The organism is Pseudalkalibacillus sp. SCS-8 (genome assembly GCF_040126055.1).
In the GTDB taxonomy this organism is placed as follows: Bacteria; Bacillota; Bacilli; order Bacillales; family Fictibacillaceae; genus Pseudalkalibacillus; species Pseudalkalibacillus nanhaiensis.
Genome location: NZ_CP143541.1, coordinates 1,691,726 through 1,711,827 on the forward strand (window position 1 = coordinate 1,691,726; position 20,102 = coordinate 1,711,827).

The 20,102-nt window shown below is 42.9% G+C and carries 19 protein-coding genes; 18 read left to right on the forward strand and 1 reads right to left on the reverse strand.

The window, feature by feature from the left end; translation table 11 throughout:
- The first annotated feature begins 110 nt into the window (after nucleotides 1-110).
- Genes mutS through hfq form a run of 4 tightly spaced genes read left to right on the forward strand, consistent with a single transcriptional unit; the run spans nucleotide 111 to nucleotide 5,842 of the window.
- Nucleotides 111-2,741 carry a DNA mismatch repair protein MutS gene (gene mutS / locus V1497_RS08715; RefSeq protein ID WP_349410581.1) on the forward strand — a complete coding sequence of 877 codons (2,631 nt, stop codon included), beginning with the start codon at nucleotides 111-113 and terminating at the stop codon, nucleotides 2,739-2,741.
- Complete coding sequence (mutL, locus tag V1497_RS08720) at nucleotides 2,720-4,609, forward strand: DNA mismatch repair endonuclease MutL (RefSeq protein WP_349410582.1); 1,890 nt, start codon at nucleotides 2,720-2,722, stop codon at nucleotides 4,607-4,609. The genes mutS and mutL overlap by 22 nt, the downstream gene beginning before the upstream one ends.
- A gap of 24 nt (nucleotides 4,610-4,633) precedes the next feature.
- A complete protein-coding gene (gene miaA, locus V1497_RS08725) occupies nucleotides 4,634-5,572 on the forward strand; it encodes a tRNA (adenosine(37)-N6)-dimethylallyltransferase MiaA (protein WP_349410583.1) in 939 nt (312 codons plus the stop codon).
- 33 nt (nucleotides 5,573-5,605) lie between these two features.
- Nucleotides 5,606-5,842 carry an RNA chaperone Hfq gene (gene hfq, locus V1497_RS08730; RefSeq protein WP_349410584.1) on the forward strand — a complete coding sequence of 79 codons (237 nt, stop codon included), beginning with the start codon at nucleotides 5,606-5,608 and terminating at the stop codon, nucleotides 5,840-5,842.
- An 86-nt stretch (nucleotides 5,843-5,928) separates the two neighbouring features.
- On the opposite strand, the gene V1497_RS08735 is transcribed toward hfq, so the two are convergent.
- A complete protein-coding gene (locus V1497_RS08735; RefSeq protein ID WP_349410585.1) occupies nucleotides 5,929-6,912 on the reverse strand; it encodes a tyrosine-type recombinase/integrase in 984 nt (327 codons plus the stop codon).
- Between the two features lie 106 nt (nucleotides 6,913-7,018).
- On the opposite strand from V1497_RS08735, the gene V1497_RS08740 reads away from it, so the two are divergent.
- The 14 genes from V1497_RS08740 to V1497_RS08805 all read left to right on the forward strand — a co-directional run bounded on the left by V1497_RS08740 (nucleotide 7,019) and on the right by V1497_RS08805 (nucleotide 19,958).
- Nucleotides 7,019-7,582, forward strand: coding sequence for a YhcN/YlaJ family sporulation lipoprotein (locus V1497_RS08740; RefSeq protein WP_349410586.1), 564 nt, complete (start codon nucleotides 7,019-7,021; stop codon nucleotides 7,580-7,582).
- Between the two features lie 150 nt (nucleotides 7,583-7,732).
- A complete protein-coding gene (treP, locus tag V1497_RS08745; RefSeq protein WP_349410587.1) occupies nucleotides 7,733-9,142 on the forward strand; it encodes a PTS system trehalose-specific EIIBC component in 1,410 nt (469 codons plus the stop codon).
- A 98-nt stretch (nucleotides 9,143-9,240) separates the two neighbouring features.
- A complete protein-coding gene (treC, locus tag V1497_RS08750) occupies nucleotides 9,241-10,929 on the forward strand; it encodes an alpha,alpha-phosphotrehalase (protein WP_349410588.1) in 1,689 nt (562 codons plus the stop codon).
- 19 nt (nucleotides 10,930-10,948) lie between these two features.
- On the forward strand, nucleotides 10,949-11,671 hold the full coding sequence (treR, locus tag V1497_RS08755) for a trehalose operon repressor (RefSeq protein ID WP_349410589.1): 723 nt from the start codon (nucleotides 10,949-10,951) through the stop codon (nucleotides 11,669-11,671).
- A 112-nt stretch (nucleotides 11,672-11,783) separates the two neighbouring features.
- Complete coding sequence (gene spoVK, locus V1497_RS08760) at nucleotides 11,784-12,722, forward strand: stage V sporulation protein K (RefSeq protein ID WP_349410590.1); 939 nt, start codon at nucleotides 11,784-11,786, stop codon at nucleotides 12,720-12,722.
- A gap of 89 nt (nucleotides 12,723-12,811) precedes the next feature.
- Nucleotides 12,812-14,080: a GTPase HflX gene (hflX, locus tag V1497_RS08765; protein ID WP_349410591.1), complete on the forward strand. Its 1,269-nt coding sequence runs from the start codon at nucleotides 12,812-12,814 to the stop codon at nucleotides 14,078-14,080.
- Nucleotides 14,077-15,354, forward strand: coding sequence for a methionine gamma-lyase family protein (locus V1497_RS08770; protein WP_349410592.1), 1,278 nt, complete (start codon nucleotides 14,077-14,079; stop codon nucleotides 15,352-15,354). The genes hflX and V1497_RS08770 overlap by 4 nt, the downstream gene beginning before the upstream one ends.
- A 138-nt stretch (nucleotides 15,355-15,492) precedes the next feature.
- Nucleotides 15,493-15,882 (forward strand): MerR family transcriptional regulator, encoded by a 390-nt coding sequence (locus V1497_RS08775; RefSeq protein ID WP_349410593.1) that lies wholly within the window; start codon nucleotides 15,493-15,495, stop codon nucleotides 15,880-15,882.
- 59 nt (nucleotides 15,883-15,941) lie between these two features.
- Nucleotides 15,942-17,279 carry a type I glutamate--ammonia ligase gene (glnA, locus tag V1497_RS08780; protein WP_349410594.1) on the forward strand — a complete coding sequence of 446 codons (1,338 nt, stop codon included), beginning with the start codon at nucleotides 15,942-15,944 and terminating at the stop codon, nucleotides 17,277-17,279.
- 117 nt (nucleotides 17,280-17,396) lie between these two features.
- Nucleotides 17,397-17,714: a hypothetical protein gene (locus V1497_RS08785; RefSeq protein WP_349410595.1), complete on the forward strand. Its 318-nt coding sequence runs from the start codon at nucleotides 17,397-17,399 to the stop codon at nucleotides 17,712-17,714.
- 146 nt (nucleotides 17,715-17,860) lie between these two features.
- Nucleotides 17,861-18,145 carry a DUF3784 domain-containing protein gene (locus tag V1497_RS08790; RefSeq protein ID WP_349410596.1) on the forward strand — a complete coding sequence of 95 codons (285 nt, stop codon included), beginning with the start codon at nucleotides 17,861-17,863 and terminating at the stop codon, nucleotides 18,143-18,145.
- 33 nt (nucleotides 18,146-18,178) lie between these two features.
- On the forward strand, nucleotides 18,179-18,736 hold the full coding sequence (locus V1497_RS08795; protein WP_349410597.1) for a DJ-1/PfpI family protein: 558 nt from the start codon (nucleotides 18,179-18,181) through the stop codon (nucleotides 18,734-18,736).
- 106 nt (nucleotides 18,737-18,842) lie between these two features.
- Nucleotides 18,843-19,430 (forward strand): YdeI family protein, encoded by a 588-nt coding sequence (locus V1497_RS08800; protein ID WP_349410598.1) that lies wholly within the window; start codon nucleotides 18,843-18,845, stop codon nucleotides 19,428-19,430.
- Nucleotides 19,431-19,520: 90 nt separating this feature from the next.
- Nucleotides 19,521-19,958, forward strand: coding sequence for a cell wall hydrolase (locus tag V1497_RS08805; RefSeq protein ID WP_349410599.1), 438 nt, complete (start codon nucleotides 19,521-19,523; stop codon nucleotides 19,956-19,958).
- The last annotated feature ends 144 nt before the right edge of the window (nucleotides 19,959-20,102 follow it).

Consider the following 20,102-nt stretch of genomic DNA (forward strand, 5'->3'; position numbering starts at 1 on the left):
TCCAGAAAAAGAGAAAAAAGAGGGCAGTGAAAGTACGATTCAACTCTCTCATCGTATTGTCGAGATATGCTATAATGAGGTGAAGAATATAAGTAAGACGGAGGACTGACATGGCTGAGTATACTCCAATGATCCAGCAATATTTATCGATTAAGGCAGACTATGAAGATGCCTTTTTATTTTTTCGTTTAGGCGATTTTTATGAATTGTTCTTTGAGGATGCTTTAAGGGCATCTCAAGAGCTTGAAATAACATTGACAAGTAGAGACGGAGGGAAAGGGAACCGCATTCCGATGTGCGGGGTACCACACCACTCCTCACAAAATTATATCGGTCAGCTGATCGAAAAAGGCTTTAAGGTGGCCATTTGTGAACAGGTAGAGGACCCTAAAGTAGCGAAAGGTGTTGTGAAACGGGATGTCGTCCAGGTTATTACACCAGGGACGGTTATGGAAGGGACGCTTCTCGATGAAAAAACGAACAATTACATTGCATCCATTACCCCATTAGATGAAGGATATGGAATGGCGATCTGCGACATTTCCACAGGACAGAATACGGTGAAAATCATTCCTGAAGATTTAAAGTCCGTATGTCTTGAGCTTCAGTCTTTAGCGGTGAAAGAAGTCATCGTGCCAAAGGATATGGATGACGAACAAGTGAAGATGCTCGAAGAGTTTTATCAATTTACGGTTTCCAAAGAAGGGGAGCCTGTCATACCGGAAGATCTACATACGATTACAGAAGATTTAAGCAGTCATGCGCTTAAAGATACCGGTAATCAGCTCATTTCTTATCTAGTCCGGACACAAAAGCGTTCCCTCGAACATTTACAGAAATTCGAAACAGTCGAAGCAACGGCGTATATGAAGATCGATCCGAATTCGAAACGGAACCTCGAGTTAGTGGAGACCTTGCGGCAGAAACAGAAGAAAGGTTCGCTTCTTTGGCTGTTGGACAAGACTGTTACCGCAATGGGTGGCAGAGTGTTGAAGCAATGGATCGAACAGCCTCTCTTGGATCGGCAAGCGATTGAAGAACGGTTATCCATCGTGGAAAGCTTCATGAAGCAGTTCTTCAACAGGGAACAAATTCGTGAACAATTGACTGAAGTGTATGATTTGGAACGTCTTGCGGGGAAAGTGGCTTATGGGAACGTCAATGCAAGGGACTTGATCCAACTGAAGCGATCGTTACAAAAGGTTCCTGCAATCAAGGATCAGCTGCTCGATATGGATCATGCCGGGCTCCAACAACGTTCGAATGAGATGGACCCGTGTACCGATCTTTGTGAGATCCTCGAAGCCTCCATTCATGAAGACGCTCCGATCTCGATCAAGGAAGGGAACATCATCAAGGATGGCTACCATGCTGGACTTGATGAATATAGGAATGCAAGTGTCAATGGGAAATCGTGGATTGCATCTTTAGAGCAGTCGGAACGTGAAAAGACGGGGATCCGTTCGCTGAAAATACGGTTCAATCGCGTATTCGGATATTATATTGAAGTGACAAAAAGCAACCTCCACCTCGTCGACGAGGAACGTTACGAGCGGAAGCAAACACTCGCAAATGCGGAACGGTTCATCACACCTGAATTGAAGGAGAAGGAAGATATCATTTTACAAGCCGAAGAGAAATCGGTTGAACTTGAATACGAGCTCTTTTTACAAATTCGAGAGCAAGTAAAGTCGTTCATTCCTCAATTACAAAGACTTGCTAAACAAATCAGTGAAATTGATGTACTCCAAGCGTTTGCGGTCGTCAGTGAATCCGGTCAATATCGTAAGCCGATCATATCCCAGGAAGGTCGTATTCGCATTGAAGGCGGGCGTCATCCAGTTGTTGAACAGATGATGAATCGTCAAGATTATGTTTCAAACGATGTTCATATGGATGATGAACGAGGAGTCTTACTGATTACAGGGCCGAACATGGCTGGTAAAAGTACGTATATGCGTCAGGTTGCATTAGCCTCGATTCTCATGCAGATTGGTTGCTACGTTCCTGCTGAACACGCGACACTTCCGATTTTTGATCAAATTTTCACACGGATTGGAGCGGCAGATGATCTGGCAGGTGGCCAAAGTACTTTCATGGTCGAAATGATGGAGACGCAGTATGCACTGACACATGCGACTGAACGAAGCCTGCTCTTGCTGGATGAAATCGGTCGTGGAACGTCAACGTATGATGGGATGTCGCTAGCACAGTCGATCATCGAATATATCCATGACAATATCGGTGCAAAGACACTGTTTTCAACCCATTATCATGAGTTGACAGTTCTTGAAGAAAAGCTCTCACGTCTGCATAACATCCATGTCAAAGCGATCGAAGAGGACGGGAAGGTCGTCTTCCTTCACCGTGTTGAAGATGGAAAAGCGGATCGAAGTTACGGAATTCATGTTGCAGAGTTGGCAGAGCTTCCTACAGAGCTCATTGCTCGTGCGAATGAACTGCTGGCAGACTTCGAATCGGAGAAAAAGCAAGGGCGGCCTGTTGAGAAGGTTGAATCGAAGGAAAGAGATTCAGAAGGGCAGTTATCCTTCTTTGAACCGTCAGATGTGAAGAAGCAGGAAAATAAAAACACGGCACCACACCCTGCTTTGGAAAAACTGAAGAAAATGGAGCTTCTGTCTATGACACCTCTTGAAGCGATGAATGCGCTGTATGAATTGCAATTGTCCATCAAGCAAGAGAAACAGGAGGATTCCAAATGGGCAAAATCAAACAACTAGATGAACTCCTGTCGAATAAGATTGCGGCAGGTGAAGTCGTTGAGCGGCCAGCATCCATTGTGAAGGAACTTGTTGAAAACGCAATTGATGCAAATAGTACTCGGATTGATATTGAAGTGGAAGAGGGCGGATTATCACGGATTACGGTCATTGATAATGGAGATGGAATTGAAAGTGATGACCTGCTGACAGCGTTCCAACGGCATGCAACGAGTAAAATCAAGCATGAAAATGATCTTTTCCATATCCGGACGTTAGGATTCAGAGGTGAGGCTTTGCCGAGTATCGCTTCTGTTTCGAAAGTCGAAATGAAGACGTCGACTGGTAAGGATGCGGGTAATCAGCTTTCCATACACTACGGGAAGGTCGTCAATCAACGGAAGACGGATAGTCGAAAAGGGACGACCATCGAGGTCACCCATCTTTTTCATAATACGCCAGCGCGATTAAAGCATTTGAAAACCGTCCATACTGAATTAGGAAACATAACCGATGTGATCAACCGTCAGGCAATGGGGCATCCGAAAGTCGCTTTCCACCTTAAGCATAACGGTAAGACAGTCTTGAAGACGCCTGGTAGTGGCGATCACTTGCAAGTCATTGCGGCAATCTACGGAATGTCTGTTGCAAAAAAGATGCTGAAAGTGAAAAATGAAACACTGGATTATAAAATTGAAGGCTTTGCTGTAAAGCCAGAGATCAACCGTGCATCTCGCCAATATGTTTCCCTGTTCATTAACGGTCGTTACATCCGGAATTTTAAAATTTATAAAGCGATTGAACGAGCATATCATACGTTACTTCCAATCGGTCGACATCCGATCGTCGTTCTTTCTATCGAGCTCGACCCGATTCTCGTCGATGTCAATGTCCACCCAGGAAAATTGGAGGCGAGATTCAGTAAGGAAGAGGAATTATCTTCTGCAATTGAAGAAGGGATCAAGCAAGCCCTGAAGGATACGGAACTTATTCCACAAGCGCCAAGTAAAACGTTCACCGCAAAACCGAAAACGGAACAGTCCACATTTCAATTTGATACATCACGACAGGACATCATCAGTCGTTTTCAGCAATCAGACAACGATAAGGATGCTTTGAAGGATGAATCTATACGTTCTTCGGTTGATTGGAAGAGAGCCGAGGAAGCGGTCCAAGACGTTTCAGAAGAGGATCACGCTCTATTTTCAAAAGAAAGTACAACGGTATATACCCGAGAGAATCGAGAGGTGGAACCTGAACAAGACAGGTCAGCAGTAGAAGATGTTCCTCACGATGCAGAAACATCCCGTGTTCCGTCAATGTATCCTGTTGGCCAGGTCCACGGGACATATATCATTGCGCAAAATGAACAAGGGATGTATATCATCGATCAGCATGCCGCGCAAGAACGGATCAAATATGAATACTACAGGGAAAAGGTAGGACAGTATGAGCATGAAGTTCAAGAATTGCTTGTACCATTGACTTTCGAATTCACGCATACGGAGGCATCGATCATCCGAGAACATCAAGAACAATTGGCCTCTATCGGAATCTTTCTAGAGCCATTTGGTGGGAACACCTTCATCGTCCGTTCGCATCCACAATGGTTTCCAAACGGTGAAGAACAAGAAACCATTCAAGAAATCATTGACCAAGTGTTGGCTGATAAGAAGTCGGATATTAAGAAGCTTAGGGAAGATGCAGCGATCATGATGTCGTGTAAGGGCTCAATTAAGGCAAATCGTCATCTGCGGCAGGACGAGATGGAATCGTTGCTTCATACGCTAAGGAAAGCAGAGGATCCATTTACATGTCCTCATGGTCGTCCAATCATCGTTCAGTTCACGACCTATGAGATGGAGAAAATGTTTAAGCGTGTCATGTAAGGGAAGGTAAGTTGGAGGTATGGAATGAAGCCAGCACTAGTTGTAATCGTCGGACCAACAGCCGTCGGCAAAACCAGAACAAGTGTCGAAATTGCAAAAGCATTCAAGGGTGAGGTCATCAACAGTGACTCGATGCAGGTGTACACAGGATTAGACATTGGGACCGCAAAGATCAAGGAAAGCGAAAAAGAAGGCATTCCTCATCATCTCTTTGATATCAAAGATCCGATGGAAGATTATTCAGCCGCTGAATTTCAAGAGGATGCCCAGCAAAAGATAGCAGAAATCCATCAGAAAGGCAGCCTTCCCGTTATGGTCGGTGGGACAGGCTTGTACATACGTGCTGTCACTCATGATTATACGTTTACGGAAGCTTCTGCCGATCCTGATTACCGAAAAGAGCTGGAAACATTCGTTTCTGAGTACGGTTCTGAAGCCCTTCATGACAAATTGAAGGCGATCGACCAAAAGAGGGCATCAGAAATACATCCGAATAATGTACGTCGCGTCATCCGAGCACTCGAGATTTACCACACACAAGGATACCTCGATCAAGAAGAAAATGACCAGGAGAGAGAGTCACCCTACAATTTGATCACCATCGGTTTAACGATGGACCGTGATGAGCTATATGATCGAATCAACCGTAGAGTGGATCTGATGATTGAGGAAGGGCTTTTGGATGAAGTGAAAACTTTGTATGAAGCCGGAGTAAGAGGAACACAGGCTGTTCAGGCGATCGGGTATAAAGAGTTATACAGTTATTTCGAGGGAATGTGTACCTTAGAAGAAGCGATCATCAAATTGAAAAGAAATTCAAGAAGATATGCAAAAAGGCAGCTAACCTGGTTCCGCCACCAAATGGACGTGGAATGGTTTGATGTGACAGGTGGAGCCATTAATGAAAAAATTCCATCTATTTTGGCTTTTGTGGCAGGAAAGCTACGTCTTGAATCGAATTAATGTTATGAACGTTTATTTAGGAGGCCTATACACATGAAGCAATCCATTAATATTCAAGATCAATTCTTAAACACCTTAAGAAAAGAGAATGTCTACGTAACGGTTTATTTATTGAATGGTTTCCAACTTAAAGGGTTGGTTAAAGGGTTTGATAATTTCACTGTGGTTTTAGAGTCTGATGGTAAACAACAATTGATTTACAAGCATGCGATTTCAACCTTCACGCCTCAACGAGCGGTTGAGTTCTCTTCTGAAAATCCAAATAGTTGATTCTATTCAAGGTATGACATACTGCCTTGTTATCAAATAAAAAGGGTTGACCACAGGTCAATCCTTTTTTGGTTGCATTTCTTTTGTCAGCTTGTCGAAATACGATCCTTTTCCAGGTAAGCGAGATAGCGTTTCAGTGTAAGAGGTGTCTTCAACCCGAATCGATATTGGACATCCTGAATATCATGATTTGCTTTAAGTCCCTCATAAATGGCGGTTCTTCTGAAATGTTGACTTGAAATTCCTTTTCTTAGACCAGCTCGTTTCACTTCCTGACGAATCATCTTCTGAATCGCGATTTCTGTCAGTCTTTTCGGACGATTCTCCTCATAGTTCCATCTATACGTCAATCTTTTGAAATCAAATGCGACAAAAAAGGGGTCAGCACTATATTGCGCGGGTCTGACTGCAGCAGGTATCGACTCATAATAATGATAGAGCATCTCACTTTGCTCCTTGGTCAATTGGATGACCCGCTCCGGCTCAGCCACGCCAGGTTCGATTTTAAGCTCATGCTGGATAAAGGAAAGGTGCCTCATTTCAATCGCACTTACTTCATGGAGTGTGAGGCCATGGTCCAATAACAGTGTCAAAATTCCCAGGTTTCGTTTTGAGAGGTAAGGGTGCGCTTTCAGTTGATTTTCGGTTAGACCTGTTTCCGTCGGTACTGTTTCAATAAGTCTTTGCCGTTCATCCTCTGTAATGAACATATCTTCTGTAAATGCATCCTCTACGAGACGGTCCAATGTAATCGAAGCGACTGGATTGTGGGGAATTCGTTTCATCAAAACCAAATACTGATGATATTGCTTTAAGACACTATATACGCGTTTTAAGGTACGGAACGAATAAGAACGTTCTTCCATCAAATAATTCAGATAAGTTTGGATGAAATCAGTTTTCAGTACTTCAGGATCTTCGTAGGAATATTCGTTCACTCTGATCCATGCCAGGTAATCTTCAAGGTCATATTGGTAACGCTTGACCGTCGACTCCCTTCTTCCCCTTTTTTCTAAATCCAATATGAATTCGGTTGCCCATACTGGTTTTTCATTTTGATCCATACTCATCCATCGCCTCCAATCTGGGTTAATCTCATTATAGCTTTTTTGAGGATATATGCATAACCACCCACGATAAATCACACGATAAGGAAAAAAGTCCGAGGTGGGTTGGATGCTAAAGAAAATTGTCGCCGTCCTTTTCGTTCTGCAGCTGCTAGCAGCATGTAATTTCATCGATGCTGAAGAGGGTCAGGAATATTATTCTGATCCGACGCAGCAGAATTTCCAGACGAATAAGAATGGCTTGGAAGATACACCGATTGTGAAACGGACTTCTGCTGAAACGGCGAATGCACAGGAGCTTGTACAATTGGCTGAACAGGTAGAGGGCGTCAAGAATGCGAGAGCGATTGTCAGTGGTATCTACATCGTCGTCGGAACTGATTTAAAAGAAGGTGCAGAGGAAAAACAAACGGTCAAAGCGGTCTATGAACGTTTAAGCGGCCATAGTCATGGAGCGAACGCGTTAGTGACGACGAATGAAGAACACCTGAAGACTTTGGATGAATGGGGTAAGGCGATCACCTCACGAAAAATTACGGAAAATATCGATATCTACAATGGTTTAGGTGTGATGATCAGTGAAATCAAGCCGAATGAAGATCTGAGAATCCGGAAATCGAATCCATCCAAGGAATATCTCGACCGCCACCAGCTTCCTGATATAAAGAAATGACCCTGATTGAATCAACAGGGTCATTTTTTCTGTTGACAACTTGTATATACAAGTATAAAATTAAAACCATCATGTATATACAAGTTATTTTTGAAAGCGTTTTTTTAGCATTTTATTGAAATCGTTTTCACTGAAGAGGAGGAGAACATCATGAGCGTTAATCGTGAAACTGTTTCAGAAATTATTGAAGCTCTTGGGGGAAAAGAGAATATCCATACAGCTACTCACTGTGTGACACGGCTTCGTCTTGTGTTGAATGACGAAGATAAGGTGGATAAAGAAAAACTGAATGACATTGATATTGTTAGAGGTTCATTTTCGACGAATGGCCAATTTCAGGTTGTCATCGGACAAGGTACAGTGGATGAAGTATATAAGAAGATGGTTGAAATAGCCGGAATCGGAGAGGCATCGAAAGAGGAAGTGAAAAGTGCTGCTTCGCAAAATTTGAATCCTTTGCAGAAGGCCGTAAAAGTCCTTGCTGATATCTTCATCCCGATCCTGCCTGCGATCGTAACTGCGGGTCTCTTAATGGGATTGAACAATATCCTGACAGGACCGGGCATCTTCTATGATGAACAGTCTGTCGTCGACGTTCATGCGCAATGGAAAGACTTTGCTGATATCATCAACATGATTGCCAATACGGCGTTCGTCTTTCTGCCAGCACTGATTGGTTGGTCCGCGGTCAAACGATTTGGTGGTAGCCCATTGCTAGGTATTGTACTCGGGTTGATGCTCGTCCATCCTGGACTTTTAAATGCTTGGGATTACGGAAAGGCATTGGAAGAAGGTAATATTCCAGTATGGAACCTATTTGGTCTAACCATTGAAAAGGTCGGTTATCAAGGTCAGGTACTGCCCGTTCTCGTTGCTGCCTACGTCTTGGCTGCCATCGAGAAATATTTGAACCGCAAAGTACCAGATGCGTTCAAATTGCTGATTGTTGCTCCAGTCACATTATTATTAACAGGCTTTCTCGCTTTTACGGCAATTGGACCGGTTACCTTCATGATCGGTAATGCGATTACTGACGGATTTGTGAATCTGTTTGATCATTTCGCAGCATTAGGTGGACTTATCTACGGAGGATTTTATTCATTACTAGTCATCACAGGTATGCACCATACGTTCCTTGCAGTTGATATCCAACTGATCACTAGTACAGGAGGAACGTTCCTATGGCCGATGCTCGCATTATCAAACATTGCCCAAGGATCTGCAGCGTTAGCGATGATGGCGTTGACGAAAGACGAGAAATTGAAGGGTCTTTCCTTCACTTCGGCAGTCTCTGCGTATCTCGGAATTACAGAGCCGGCGATGTTCGGGGTTAACATCCGCTTCAAATATCCATTCATTGCGGCGATGATCAGTTCTGCCATTGCTGGATTGATCCTTACGATCAACAAAGTGAAAGCCACTTCGATCGGTGTCGGCGGAATCCCTGGCTTCCTTTCCATCCAGCCTGGTTCATGGGGCGTATTCTTCATCGGCATGGCAATCGTCTTGATTCTGCCATACATTCTGACGTTTGGATACGGCAAAGTGAAAAAACAATAATCCGGAACAATTAGAGGGAAGATCGATGTGTACATCGATCCTCCCTTTCAACTGTTTGAAAGAAAAGATTCTTAGCAAAGAGTAGAAAGGATGTCGTTATGTCTACAGCTTGGTGGAAAAACGCTGTCGTCTATCAAATCTATCCAAAAAGCTTTAACGATACGACAGGAAACGGTGTTGGTGATTTAAGGGGTATCATCAACAAATTGGACTATTTGAAAACGTTAGGTGTCGATGTCATTTGGTTGACCCCTGTATATGATTCCCCTCAAAAAGACAACGGATATGATATAAGGAACTATTATAAAATCCATGAGGAATATGGAAGTATGGAAGATTTTGAGCAGCTGCTGGAGGAAGCACATGAACGTGGCATCAAGGTCATCATGGATCTAGTTGTCAATCATACCTCCACGGAACATGAATGGTTCCAGAAAGCTTTATCAGATCCCGATAGCAAGTACCGCTCGTACTACATCTGGAAGGAAGGGCAAGAAGGCGTGCCTCCGAACAATTGGCAATCCAAATTTGGAGGTCCAGCGTGGGAATATGACAAAAAATCTGGAGAGTATTATTTACACCTTTTCGATGTGACTCAGGCTGATCTTAATTGGGAAAATCCTGAGTTACGGGAAGACGTTTACGAGATGATGCATTATTGGTTCAAAAAGGGCATAGATGGCTTCCGCCTCGATGTCATCAATCTTATCTCGAAGGATCAGCGTTTCCTTGATGATGACGGAACAGTACCTCCTGGTGACGGGCGCAAGTATTATACAGATGGTCCTCGTGTACACGAATTCCTGCATGAAATGAATCGGAAGGTCCTATCAGATTATGATGTGATGACTGTCGGGGAAATGTCGTCAACAACGATCGAGGACTGCATCCGTTATACGAATCCGGAAAATCAAGAGTTGAACATGACCTTCAACTTTCATCATCTGAAGGTGGACTATCCAAACGGTGAAAAATGGACAAAGGCTGACTTTGATTTCATTAAGTTAAAAGAAATCCTCTCAACCTGGCAGGTTCAGATGCATGAAGGAAACGGATGGAATGCACTATTTTGGTGCAACCATGACCAGCCACGCATCGTCTCCCGATTCGGGGATGAAGGGGAATTTCGTGAAACATCTGCCAAAATGCTAGCGACAACGATTCATATGATGCAAGGTACACCTTATATTTACCAGGGTGAAGAGCTTGGGATGACAAACCCTAACTTTGAGGATATCTCATCATATAGGGACGTTGAATCATTGAATGCCTATAAAATGATGAAAGAACAAGGTAGAACAGAAGAAGAAATCATTGAGATCCTGAAACAAAAATCCCGCGATAATTCAAGAACACCGATGCAGTGGGATGATCAACCTCATGCTGGTTTCACAACTGGTACACCATGGATCGATGTGGCTCAAAACTACCGTGAAATCAATGCGGAAAGGGTCATGCAAAATAAAGATTCAGTCTTTTACCATTACAAGAAACTGATAGACCTTCGGAAAGAATACGATGTCATTACGAACGGGTCGTATGAATTACTACTGCCCGATCATCCGAGAATATTTGCGTACCTTCGTGATAATGGGGAAGAACAATTACTGGTCATCAATAATTTTTATAAGGAAGAAACGGAATTTCATCTTCCTGAGAATGTTAGTTTGACCAATTATGAATCTGAAATTCTGATTTCAAATTACTCGGATTCCAATCAGCGATTCGATCGGATCCAGTTAAGACCATATGAATCCATCGTTTATTACCTGCGTCCATCATGCTAGACTATGAATGGTGATAAAATTGAAGACAAATAAATTTCTGCCGATTTATAACGACTTGAGAGAAAAAATCCGTAATAAGACGTACCTTCCCGATCAAAAGTTACCTTCAGAGAACGAGTTAGCTGAACATTATGGGGCTTCGAGGGAAACGATGCGGAAAGCACTGAACCTTTTGGCGCAAAATGGTTTTATCCAGAAAATCAAAGGAAAAGGTTCCATAGTTCTCGACATTGATAAGCTGAACTTCCCGGTTTCTGGCCTCGTAAGCTTCAAGGAGGTTGCTCGTAAGCTCGGTAAACAGGTAAAGACGGAAGTGAAAGAGCTGAGCTTAGATGAAATGGATGAAGATTTAAGACAGAAGCTACAGGCCAAGCCAGATGAAAAAGTATGGAAAGTGATTCGCACAAGAGAGATCGATGGAGAAAAGGTCATCCTGGATAAGGATTATTTTCTTCAGAAGGCCATTCCGAGTCTCACGAAAACGATCTGTGAAAATTCGATATACGAATACATCGAACAACAACTCGGCTTAACGATCAGCTTTGCGAAGAAAGAAATCACCGTTGAAGAAACAACAACAGAGGATGAACAGCTTTTGGATCTTGGCGAACATACTCACGTCGTCCAGGTGAAAAACTATGTTTATCTCGAAGATGCGAGTATTTTTCAATATACGGAATCCAGACACAGATTGGATAAATTCCGTTTCGTCGATTTTGCAAGACGAACATATGGAACATGATGTTTTCATTTGAAGGGGCGAATTTTGCCCCTTCTTTTTTATATAGGCATTTGTCACACATTTAACCACTGGGCGTATAATACACAAGAATCATAAAGTGAGGTGAAGGTCCATGCAACAAGCGATCAGCCGAAACGCGAAAAGCCAAATCAACGTTGTTCTAAATTCTGGCTCTCCTTCATCTATTTCGAAAAACGATTGGCTGACCGATTCCCAAGACCGTGAGAAGCATGCACCACTTAAGAAGATTCAAAAAGAACTGGAATCACTCGTCGGTATGGACGAATTGAAAGAGCTGATTAATGAAATTTATGCGTGGTTATATATAAACAAATGTCGTGAAACCCAGAACCTGAAAACAGGCAAACAAGTGCTCCATATGATGTTCAAGGGGAATCCAGGAACCGGTAAGACGACGGTAGCGAGGATGATCGGGAAGCTGTTCCATGAAATGAACGTGTTATCGAAAGGACACTTGATTGAAGCAGAACGAGCGGATCTTGTTGGTGAATATATCGGACATACCGCACAAAAGACGAGAGACCTGGTGAAAAAAGCGCTTGGTGGGATCCTTTTCGTCGATGAGGCCTATTCCTTAGCCCGTGGCGGTGAGAAGGATTTCGGGAAGGAAGCGATCGATACACTTGTCAAAGCGATGGAGGATCAACAAAACGATTTCATCCTGATCTTAGCGGGCTATTCCAATGAGATGGATCATTTCCTTACCTTGAACCCAGGTTTGCCTTCAAGATTTCCGGTTGTCGTAAAGTTTCCGGATTATTCTGTTGAACAACTGATGGAAATTGCGAAACGGATGATTAAGGAACGAGAATATAAATTATCGATCGATGCAGAACGGAAATTACGGTCTCACCTTCAATACATCCGCTCGAAAGAGGGCAGTACGTTTTCAAATGGACGGTATATCCGAAACCTTTTGGAAAAATCGATGCGTAAACAATCGATGCGTTTATTGAAGGAAGGAAAAGTCGATCGGGATTATTTGATCATGATTACGGAGCGAGACTTGCATCTAGCAGAAAGCCCCTGAATTTGATAAGATGTAGGCATGTATAAAGACGGAAATGTCACATGATAGGGTAAGGAGAAAGCCTTACCCGATAAAGGCAGGGGAATAGATTGACGGAAACGCAAAACGAAAGAACATTATTGGTAGGGTGTCAGTTATCAAACAAGAGTGACACCCTATTTGAATCTTCAATGAAAGAGCTTGCTGCACTAACCAAAACCGCCCAGGGTACTCCGGTCATGGAGGTGACCCAAAAACGGGAACGCATCCATCCGGCCACGTTGATTGGTAAAGGGAAGGTCGAGGAAATAAGAGCTTTGATCGAGGAAATCGAAATCGATCTTGTCATCGTGAACCACGAATTGACGCCGAGTCAAATGCGCAATTTGGCAGAGGCGTTAGAAGTGAAGGTGATTGACCGTACGCAGTTGATACTCGATATTTTTGCACAGCGGGCAAAATCGAGGGAAGGTAAGCTTCAAGTCGAGCTTGCACAACTTGAATATCTTTTGCCTCGTCTTTCTGGACAAGGAGCACAGCTCTCGAGGCTCGGTGGCGGTATCGGGACGAGAGGACCCGGGGAAACGAAGCTCGAAACCGACAGAAGACATATCCGGAACCGTATTACGGATATAAAGAATCAGTTGAAAACGGTAGCCTCCCATCGTCAACGATACCGTGAACGAAGAAAGTCGAACCAGGCTTTCCAAATCGCTCTTGTCGGTTATACGAACGCTGGAAAGTCGACCTGGTTCAACGTCTTGACGGATTCGGACGCATATCAGGAGGACCAATTGTTTGCCACATTGGATCCCATGACACGGAAGATGAAATTGCCGAGCGGTATGTTGACCCTCCTGACGGATACAGTCGGTTTTATTCAGGATCTGCCGACAGGACTGGTTGCGGCATTCCGTTCGACATTGGAGGAAGTGACCGAAGCTGATTTGATCGTCCATATGGTGGATGTGGCAGATCCGAACAGGGACAAGCATCAAGAGACGGTGAACAAGCTTTTGAAAGAGCTTGGCGCTGATAAGATCCCGATGCTGACGGTGTTCAATAAGAATGACCTGCAGCATGAAGCATTGACAGACTATCAAACATTATCCGTCTCGGCTCTACGGACGGGTGATAATAAGAAAATGTTGAATACAATCGAAGAGATGGTCAAATCCTCCATGGTCCCTTATCACATTCTCGTTTCCCCAGAGCAGGGTAAATTGTTGAGTGAGCTGCAACGGCTCACCATCCTTGAGGAACGACATTGGATGGAGGAAGACCACGTTTATCGGTGCAAAGGGTATGCACACCCGACGTTACCGATTTATGATCGAATTAGACCATTGATTATGCAGGGAGATACAGACGACGAATGAAAGCATTTGAACAGGATAACATCGAGAACATTTTAGCAGAACGATCAAAAAGTATTGAGGGAAAGATAAGACCGATTCATGAGAGAATTGAACGGATCGAACTCGTCAATCAAGAAAAAGTCCTTACTGCTTTTAGAAACAATAAGGTGAGTGATTTTCATTTCACCCCGTCGACCGGTTATGGTTACGATGATACAGGACGAGATGTATTAGAAAATGTCTATGCGGAGGTGTTTGGAGCTGATTCTGCCATTGTCAGGCCGCATATCATTTCGGGTACCCATGCGATTTCCATTGCCTTATCAGGGGTGTTGAGACCTAAGGATGAGCTGCTGTACATTACAGGCAAGCCATACGATACACTGGAAGAAATCGTCGGCATTCGTGGCGATGGACGAGGTTCCTTGAAAGAGTATGACATTACCTACCAGGCGGTCGATCTTACTCAAGAAGGACAGATGGATTTTGAAGCGATCAGCCGCAACATCCATGAGCGTACGAAAATGATCGGGATCCAACGGTCTAAAGGCTACTCCGATCGCCCATCGTTTACCATCGAACAAATAAAAGAAGCGATCATTTTTGTAAAAGAGATTAAACCGGATGTCATCGTATTCGTAGATAATTGTTACGGTGAGTTTGTCGAAATCGAAGAGCCCACCCAAGTAGGTGCAGATTTGATTGCAGGATCCCTGATCAAAAATCCTGGTGGAGGTCTAGCCAAGATCGGTGGATACATCGCTGGACGGGAAGACCTTGTTGAGCTTTGTGCATTTCGATTGACTTCTCCAGGATTAGGTAAAGAAGCAGGGGCATCCCTAGATACGTTATTGGACATGTATCAAGGCTTTTTCCTGGCTCCTCATGTTGTCAGCCAATCTCTTAAAGGAGCAGTGTTCACGGCTGCTTTATTGGAGGATCTCGGATTTGAAACAACACCAAAATGGGATGCACAACGGACTGATCTCGTCCAATCGGTCAAATTCCATGATTCTGATTATATGGTGCGATTCTGTCAATCGATCCAAAAAGCCTCCCCAGTCAATGCGCATGTCGTACCTCATCCCAGCTACATGCCAGGGTATGAGGATGATGTCATCATGGCTGCAGGTACATTCGTGCAAGGATCAAGCATCGAATTGTCTGCTGATGGTCCGATCCGTACACCTTATGAGGCTTATGTTCAAGGCGGGCTCACGTATGCGCATGTGAAAATCGCTGTAAAAGAAGCGGTGAAAGAACTGGCAAAGAGCGGTTTAAAACTGAATTTATAGGGTATTAACTAAAGAGAGTGTCTGAATCCACTCTCTTTTTCTTTTGGTCAAAAAATGATGTTAGGTTTTCTTACATATGTTTGACACAAAAGCTAACATTAGCATATAATGTTGGTAATCAAGAGAGGAGGGACAGATATGGGAGATCACATAAGAAGAAATATGCCTCTATTTCCCATAGGGATTGTAAAGCAACTGACAGAATTGACAGCACGACAGATCCGGTATTACGAAGAGCATGGGTTGATTATGCCTGCTCGATCTGAAGGAAACCGGCGACTGTTTTCGTTCAATGATGTCGATCGATTGCTTGAAATCAAGTCTCTTCTTGAACGTGGCGTTAACCTTGCAGGTATTCGTGAAGTTTTTGAAATGAAAGAAAAAGGTATGCATGGGAAAGACCCTGTATACAAGACAGAACCAACCGAAGGCGAAATCCACAAATATCTCAAAAAAGAACTCTATCAGGCTGGACGCTTCGGTAAAACTTCACTCATACAAGGTGAACTATCACGTTTTTTCAATTGAGGCAAAGTTGAACATAGGTAGTCATGATTTATTCAAATAATTTAGGGAGGCAACAATTCATGGGTTCGAAGTATTCAAAAGACCAAATCTTTAAAATGGTAAAAGAAGAAAATGTACGATTCATCCGTTTGCAGTTCACTGATTTACTAGGAACGATCAAAAACGTTGAAATTCCGACGAGTCAGCTTGAAAAGGCGCTTGACAACAAGATGATGTTTGATGGATCTTCTATCGAAGGATTTGTACGTATTGAAGAATCCGATATGTACCTCTATCCGGATCTTGACACGTTCGTCGTCTTCCCTTGGACATCTGAAAAAGGGAAAGTAGCACGCTTGATTTGCGACATTTATAATCCTGATGGTACACCATTCGAGGGTGATCCTCGTGCGAATTTGAAGCGTATTCTCAAGGAAATGGAAGAGCTCGGCTTCACAGATTTCAACATCGGTCCTGAACCGGAATTCTTCTTGTTCAAGAATGATGAAAAAGGTGAACCAACACTTGAATTGAACGACAAAGGTGGTTATTTCGACCTTGCACCGACGGATCTTGGTGAAAATTGCCGCCGTGACATCGTGTTGGAGCTTGAGGACATGGGCTTTGAAATTGAAGCTTCTCACCATGAGGTTGCTCCTGGACAACACGAAATTGATTTCAAATATGCTGATGCTGTCACAACTTGTGATAACATCCAAACGTTCAAGCTTGTGGTCAAAACGATTGCACGTAAACACGGCCTGCATGCAACATTCATGCCTAAGCCATTGTTCGGTGTAAATGGCTCTGGAATGCACGCAAACATGTCTCTCTTCAAAGGGAAAGAGAATGCATTTTTCGATGAGAATTCCGAAACGCAATTGAGCGAAACAGCAATGCAATTCCTTGCAGGGGTCGTGAAACATGCTGAGGCGTTCACTGCAATTACCAACCCGACTGTAAACTCCTATAAGCGTCTTGTACCTGGGTACGAAGCACCTTGTTACGTCGCTTGGTCAATGCGTAACCGTAGTCCGCTTGTCCGTATTCCAGCATCACGTGGCGTAAGTACACGTATTGAGGTTCGAAGCGTCGATCCAGCTGCGAACCCATATCTCGCAATGGCGGCTATGCTTGCTGCAGGTCTTGATGGAATCAAGAACAAGATGGAAGCGCCGAAACCAATTGACCGCAACATCTATGCAATGGATAAAGCTGAGCGTGAACAAGCAGGTATCAGTGATCTGCCAGCTACATTGAAGGATGCACTTGAAATTTTCCGTCGTAATGAAGTTATGACTTCTGCACTTGGTGAACATGCGACAGAACACTTCATTGAACTGAAAGAAATCGAATGGGATATGTTCCGTACACAAGTTCACCCTTGGGAGCGCGAACAATACATTCAACTCTATTAATAAATAGCCCAAAACCTCCAGCACAATCTGTGCTGGGGGTTTTTCTTTTTAAGAAGAAGGATAATACCCATTTCTGTTTAATAAGTAAAAGATTATGTGTAGATATAGAGGTGGCGAATGAACGTTAGAAAATCGTTGGTGGTAACTGGATTAGTGATGCTGGTTGGTGTTCTTACTGTGTTTGGGACCCTTAAAGAATCTTCTGTCCATCAGTTCCCGGTCCCGATCATTTCTCAGATTGAAGAAAAACACGATGATAAAGGAGTCTCCTATCGATTTAAAGGACTGAACAGATTGTACGTACAACACGTTAAATTGTTCGGGTGGGAGGAAGTAGAACGGCTAGGCTCGAAAGGGATTTTTGAAAAGGACGGAAAGAAGGTCGCAGTCACAACCTATAAGGATGGTTTTCATTTAAAAGCGAGTGCGCAATGATGCAGATGATTTTTAACCCATTACGAGGAAACCATTGTAGTTAAATAAAATAAGAAAAAAATCGATAATGGGAATAGTTGGGAACTTTCCGAACGTTGATACGTAGATGAATAGGAGGATTCTTATCAACGAAAGGAGAGTTTAGTATGGATTATGGATTACTCATCATCGGAATTCTTCTTCTGGTGGTTTCATATTTGGTCGGTGTAAAGAAACAAACCTGGTTGCTTGCTGGATTTAATGAGAAACACATTAAAAACAAGTCTTTATTAGGCAGGATTACCGGATCTGGATTCTTTCTTCCGCTCGGTTTGATTGTCATTATGAATAGTATTTTGGATTATGCAAATGAAGGAACGGTGCTACTGGTAAGTATGTTGCTGTTACTTACTGCTGTATATCTTTTTATTAATAAGAAACTGATGGATTGAGGATAAGAGTGAAAATACAAAGGAGATGAACATTTGAAAGCATTGTTTTTTCTGTATGAAGGCTATGTAGATTGGGAAATCAGTCCATTGTCGTACATGTTAAGTGTGTCTGACATCGATATTGATACGGTCGCTTTAACGGATGAAGTCACTCATCAAGGTAAGTTTAAGATAAAACCTGATCTTACGATTGAGGCGTGTGATCCATCAGGTTACGACATTTTGATCATACCTGGAGGAGATCCTGCACCACTTGATAAAGATGAGCGTCTTTTGGATTTCATTCGTAAATTTGATGAACAAGGAAAGTATATTGCTGCAATCTGTGGGGCTCCAACGTTCCTTGCGGCAGCAGGAATATTACGCGAAAGAAAATACTCGACATCCATTGGTGGAATTGAATATCTTCATTATTTTGATGAAAGATTCAAGAGTGAAGCAGACGTAACCGTTTGTGAAAATCTTATTACTGCTGAAGGGAATGCCTATGTCGAGTTTGGTATTGCAGTTGGTAAAGCCATGAAAATTTTCAAAGACCGTGAAGATGAACTAGAAACCGTCTTATATTTTAAAAACCAGCTTAGAGGATAATCGTAAGATATACTTACGAAACAGGTATAGGTACATAAAGGATCTTAATGAAAAAACGCACATCATAGACTGTCAGCTGATTGAAAAAAGAAGCGGAGGTTTGTTGATGACAAAAGCGCATATGAATCGAAAGGTTGATGGATTCCTTAGGAAATCGACAAAGTGGAAGGAAGAGTTTGAGCAGTTGAGAAGAATCGTGCTGGACTGTGAGCTGACAGAAGATTTCAAGTGGATGCATCCCTGTTACACATTCGAGGATAAAAATATCGTCTTGATACATGGGTTTAAAGATTATTGTGCACTTCTTTTCCACAAGGGGGCCTTGTTGCAGGATCCCGAACAGATTCTGGTCCAACAGACAGAGAATGTACAGGCTGCCAGGCAGATCCGGTTCACTGAAGCGAAAGAAATCATTGATATGGAACCGATTTTGAAAGCGTATATATCTGAAGCGATTGAAATTGAAAAAGCTGGTTTGAAAGTAGAAAAGAAAGCCGAATACCCAATTCCTGAAGAACTTCAGAACAAATTCGTTGAACTCCCTGCCTTGAAAGAAGCTTTTGAAGGATTGACCCCAGGACGGCAAAGAGCATACATCCTCTATATTTCCAAAGCCAAACAATCCAAAACCCGAGAGGCAAGGGTTGATAAATATGTCCAGCAAATCCTTGATGGTAAAGGTTTGAATGATTAAGAGGTTCTTAGACAAAAAATATCATTACTTCCACCTAAAGAATGAAAGTTGATTAGGCTCTTTTCATACAATACATCTGAGGTGAAAAAAATGCCGAGAATAAAATACACAAATTCGGATGTAGCCTTAATGGCAAGGATGATGAGAGCGGAAGCTGAAGGCGAAGGTAAACAAGGTATGCTGTATGTTGGGAATATAATCGTCAATCGTGCTAATGCGGATTGTTTGGATTTTACAGAGGTAAGGACGATTCCACAAGTCATTTATCAAGTGCAAGGAGGGAACTACTCTTTTGAAGCTGTTCAAAAGGGTAATGTTTTTTATAACAGAGCGAGGTCTGCTGAGAAAAGATTAGCAAAAAAGAATTTGGATTATTGGAGAGAACACCCGGCGAAATATTCGCTCTGGTATTTTAACCCCTATGGTCCTTGTCCTTCCACTTGGTTTGGTCAACCTTTTGCTGGTCAATACAAAAACCATTGTTTTTATGAACCGGCAGCTGGTACATGTGCAAGTGTTTATGTCTGATTGCATGTATGAAACTTTAGAGAAAAGCCAATTCCTTAACAAGAATTGGCCTTTTTTCATTTGGAAGAGTATGTGGTTTGTGTAAACGGGCTTATGAGTTCCACTTCCTCTGTGCATTAGATTTGGATGAACGGCCATGTATTG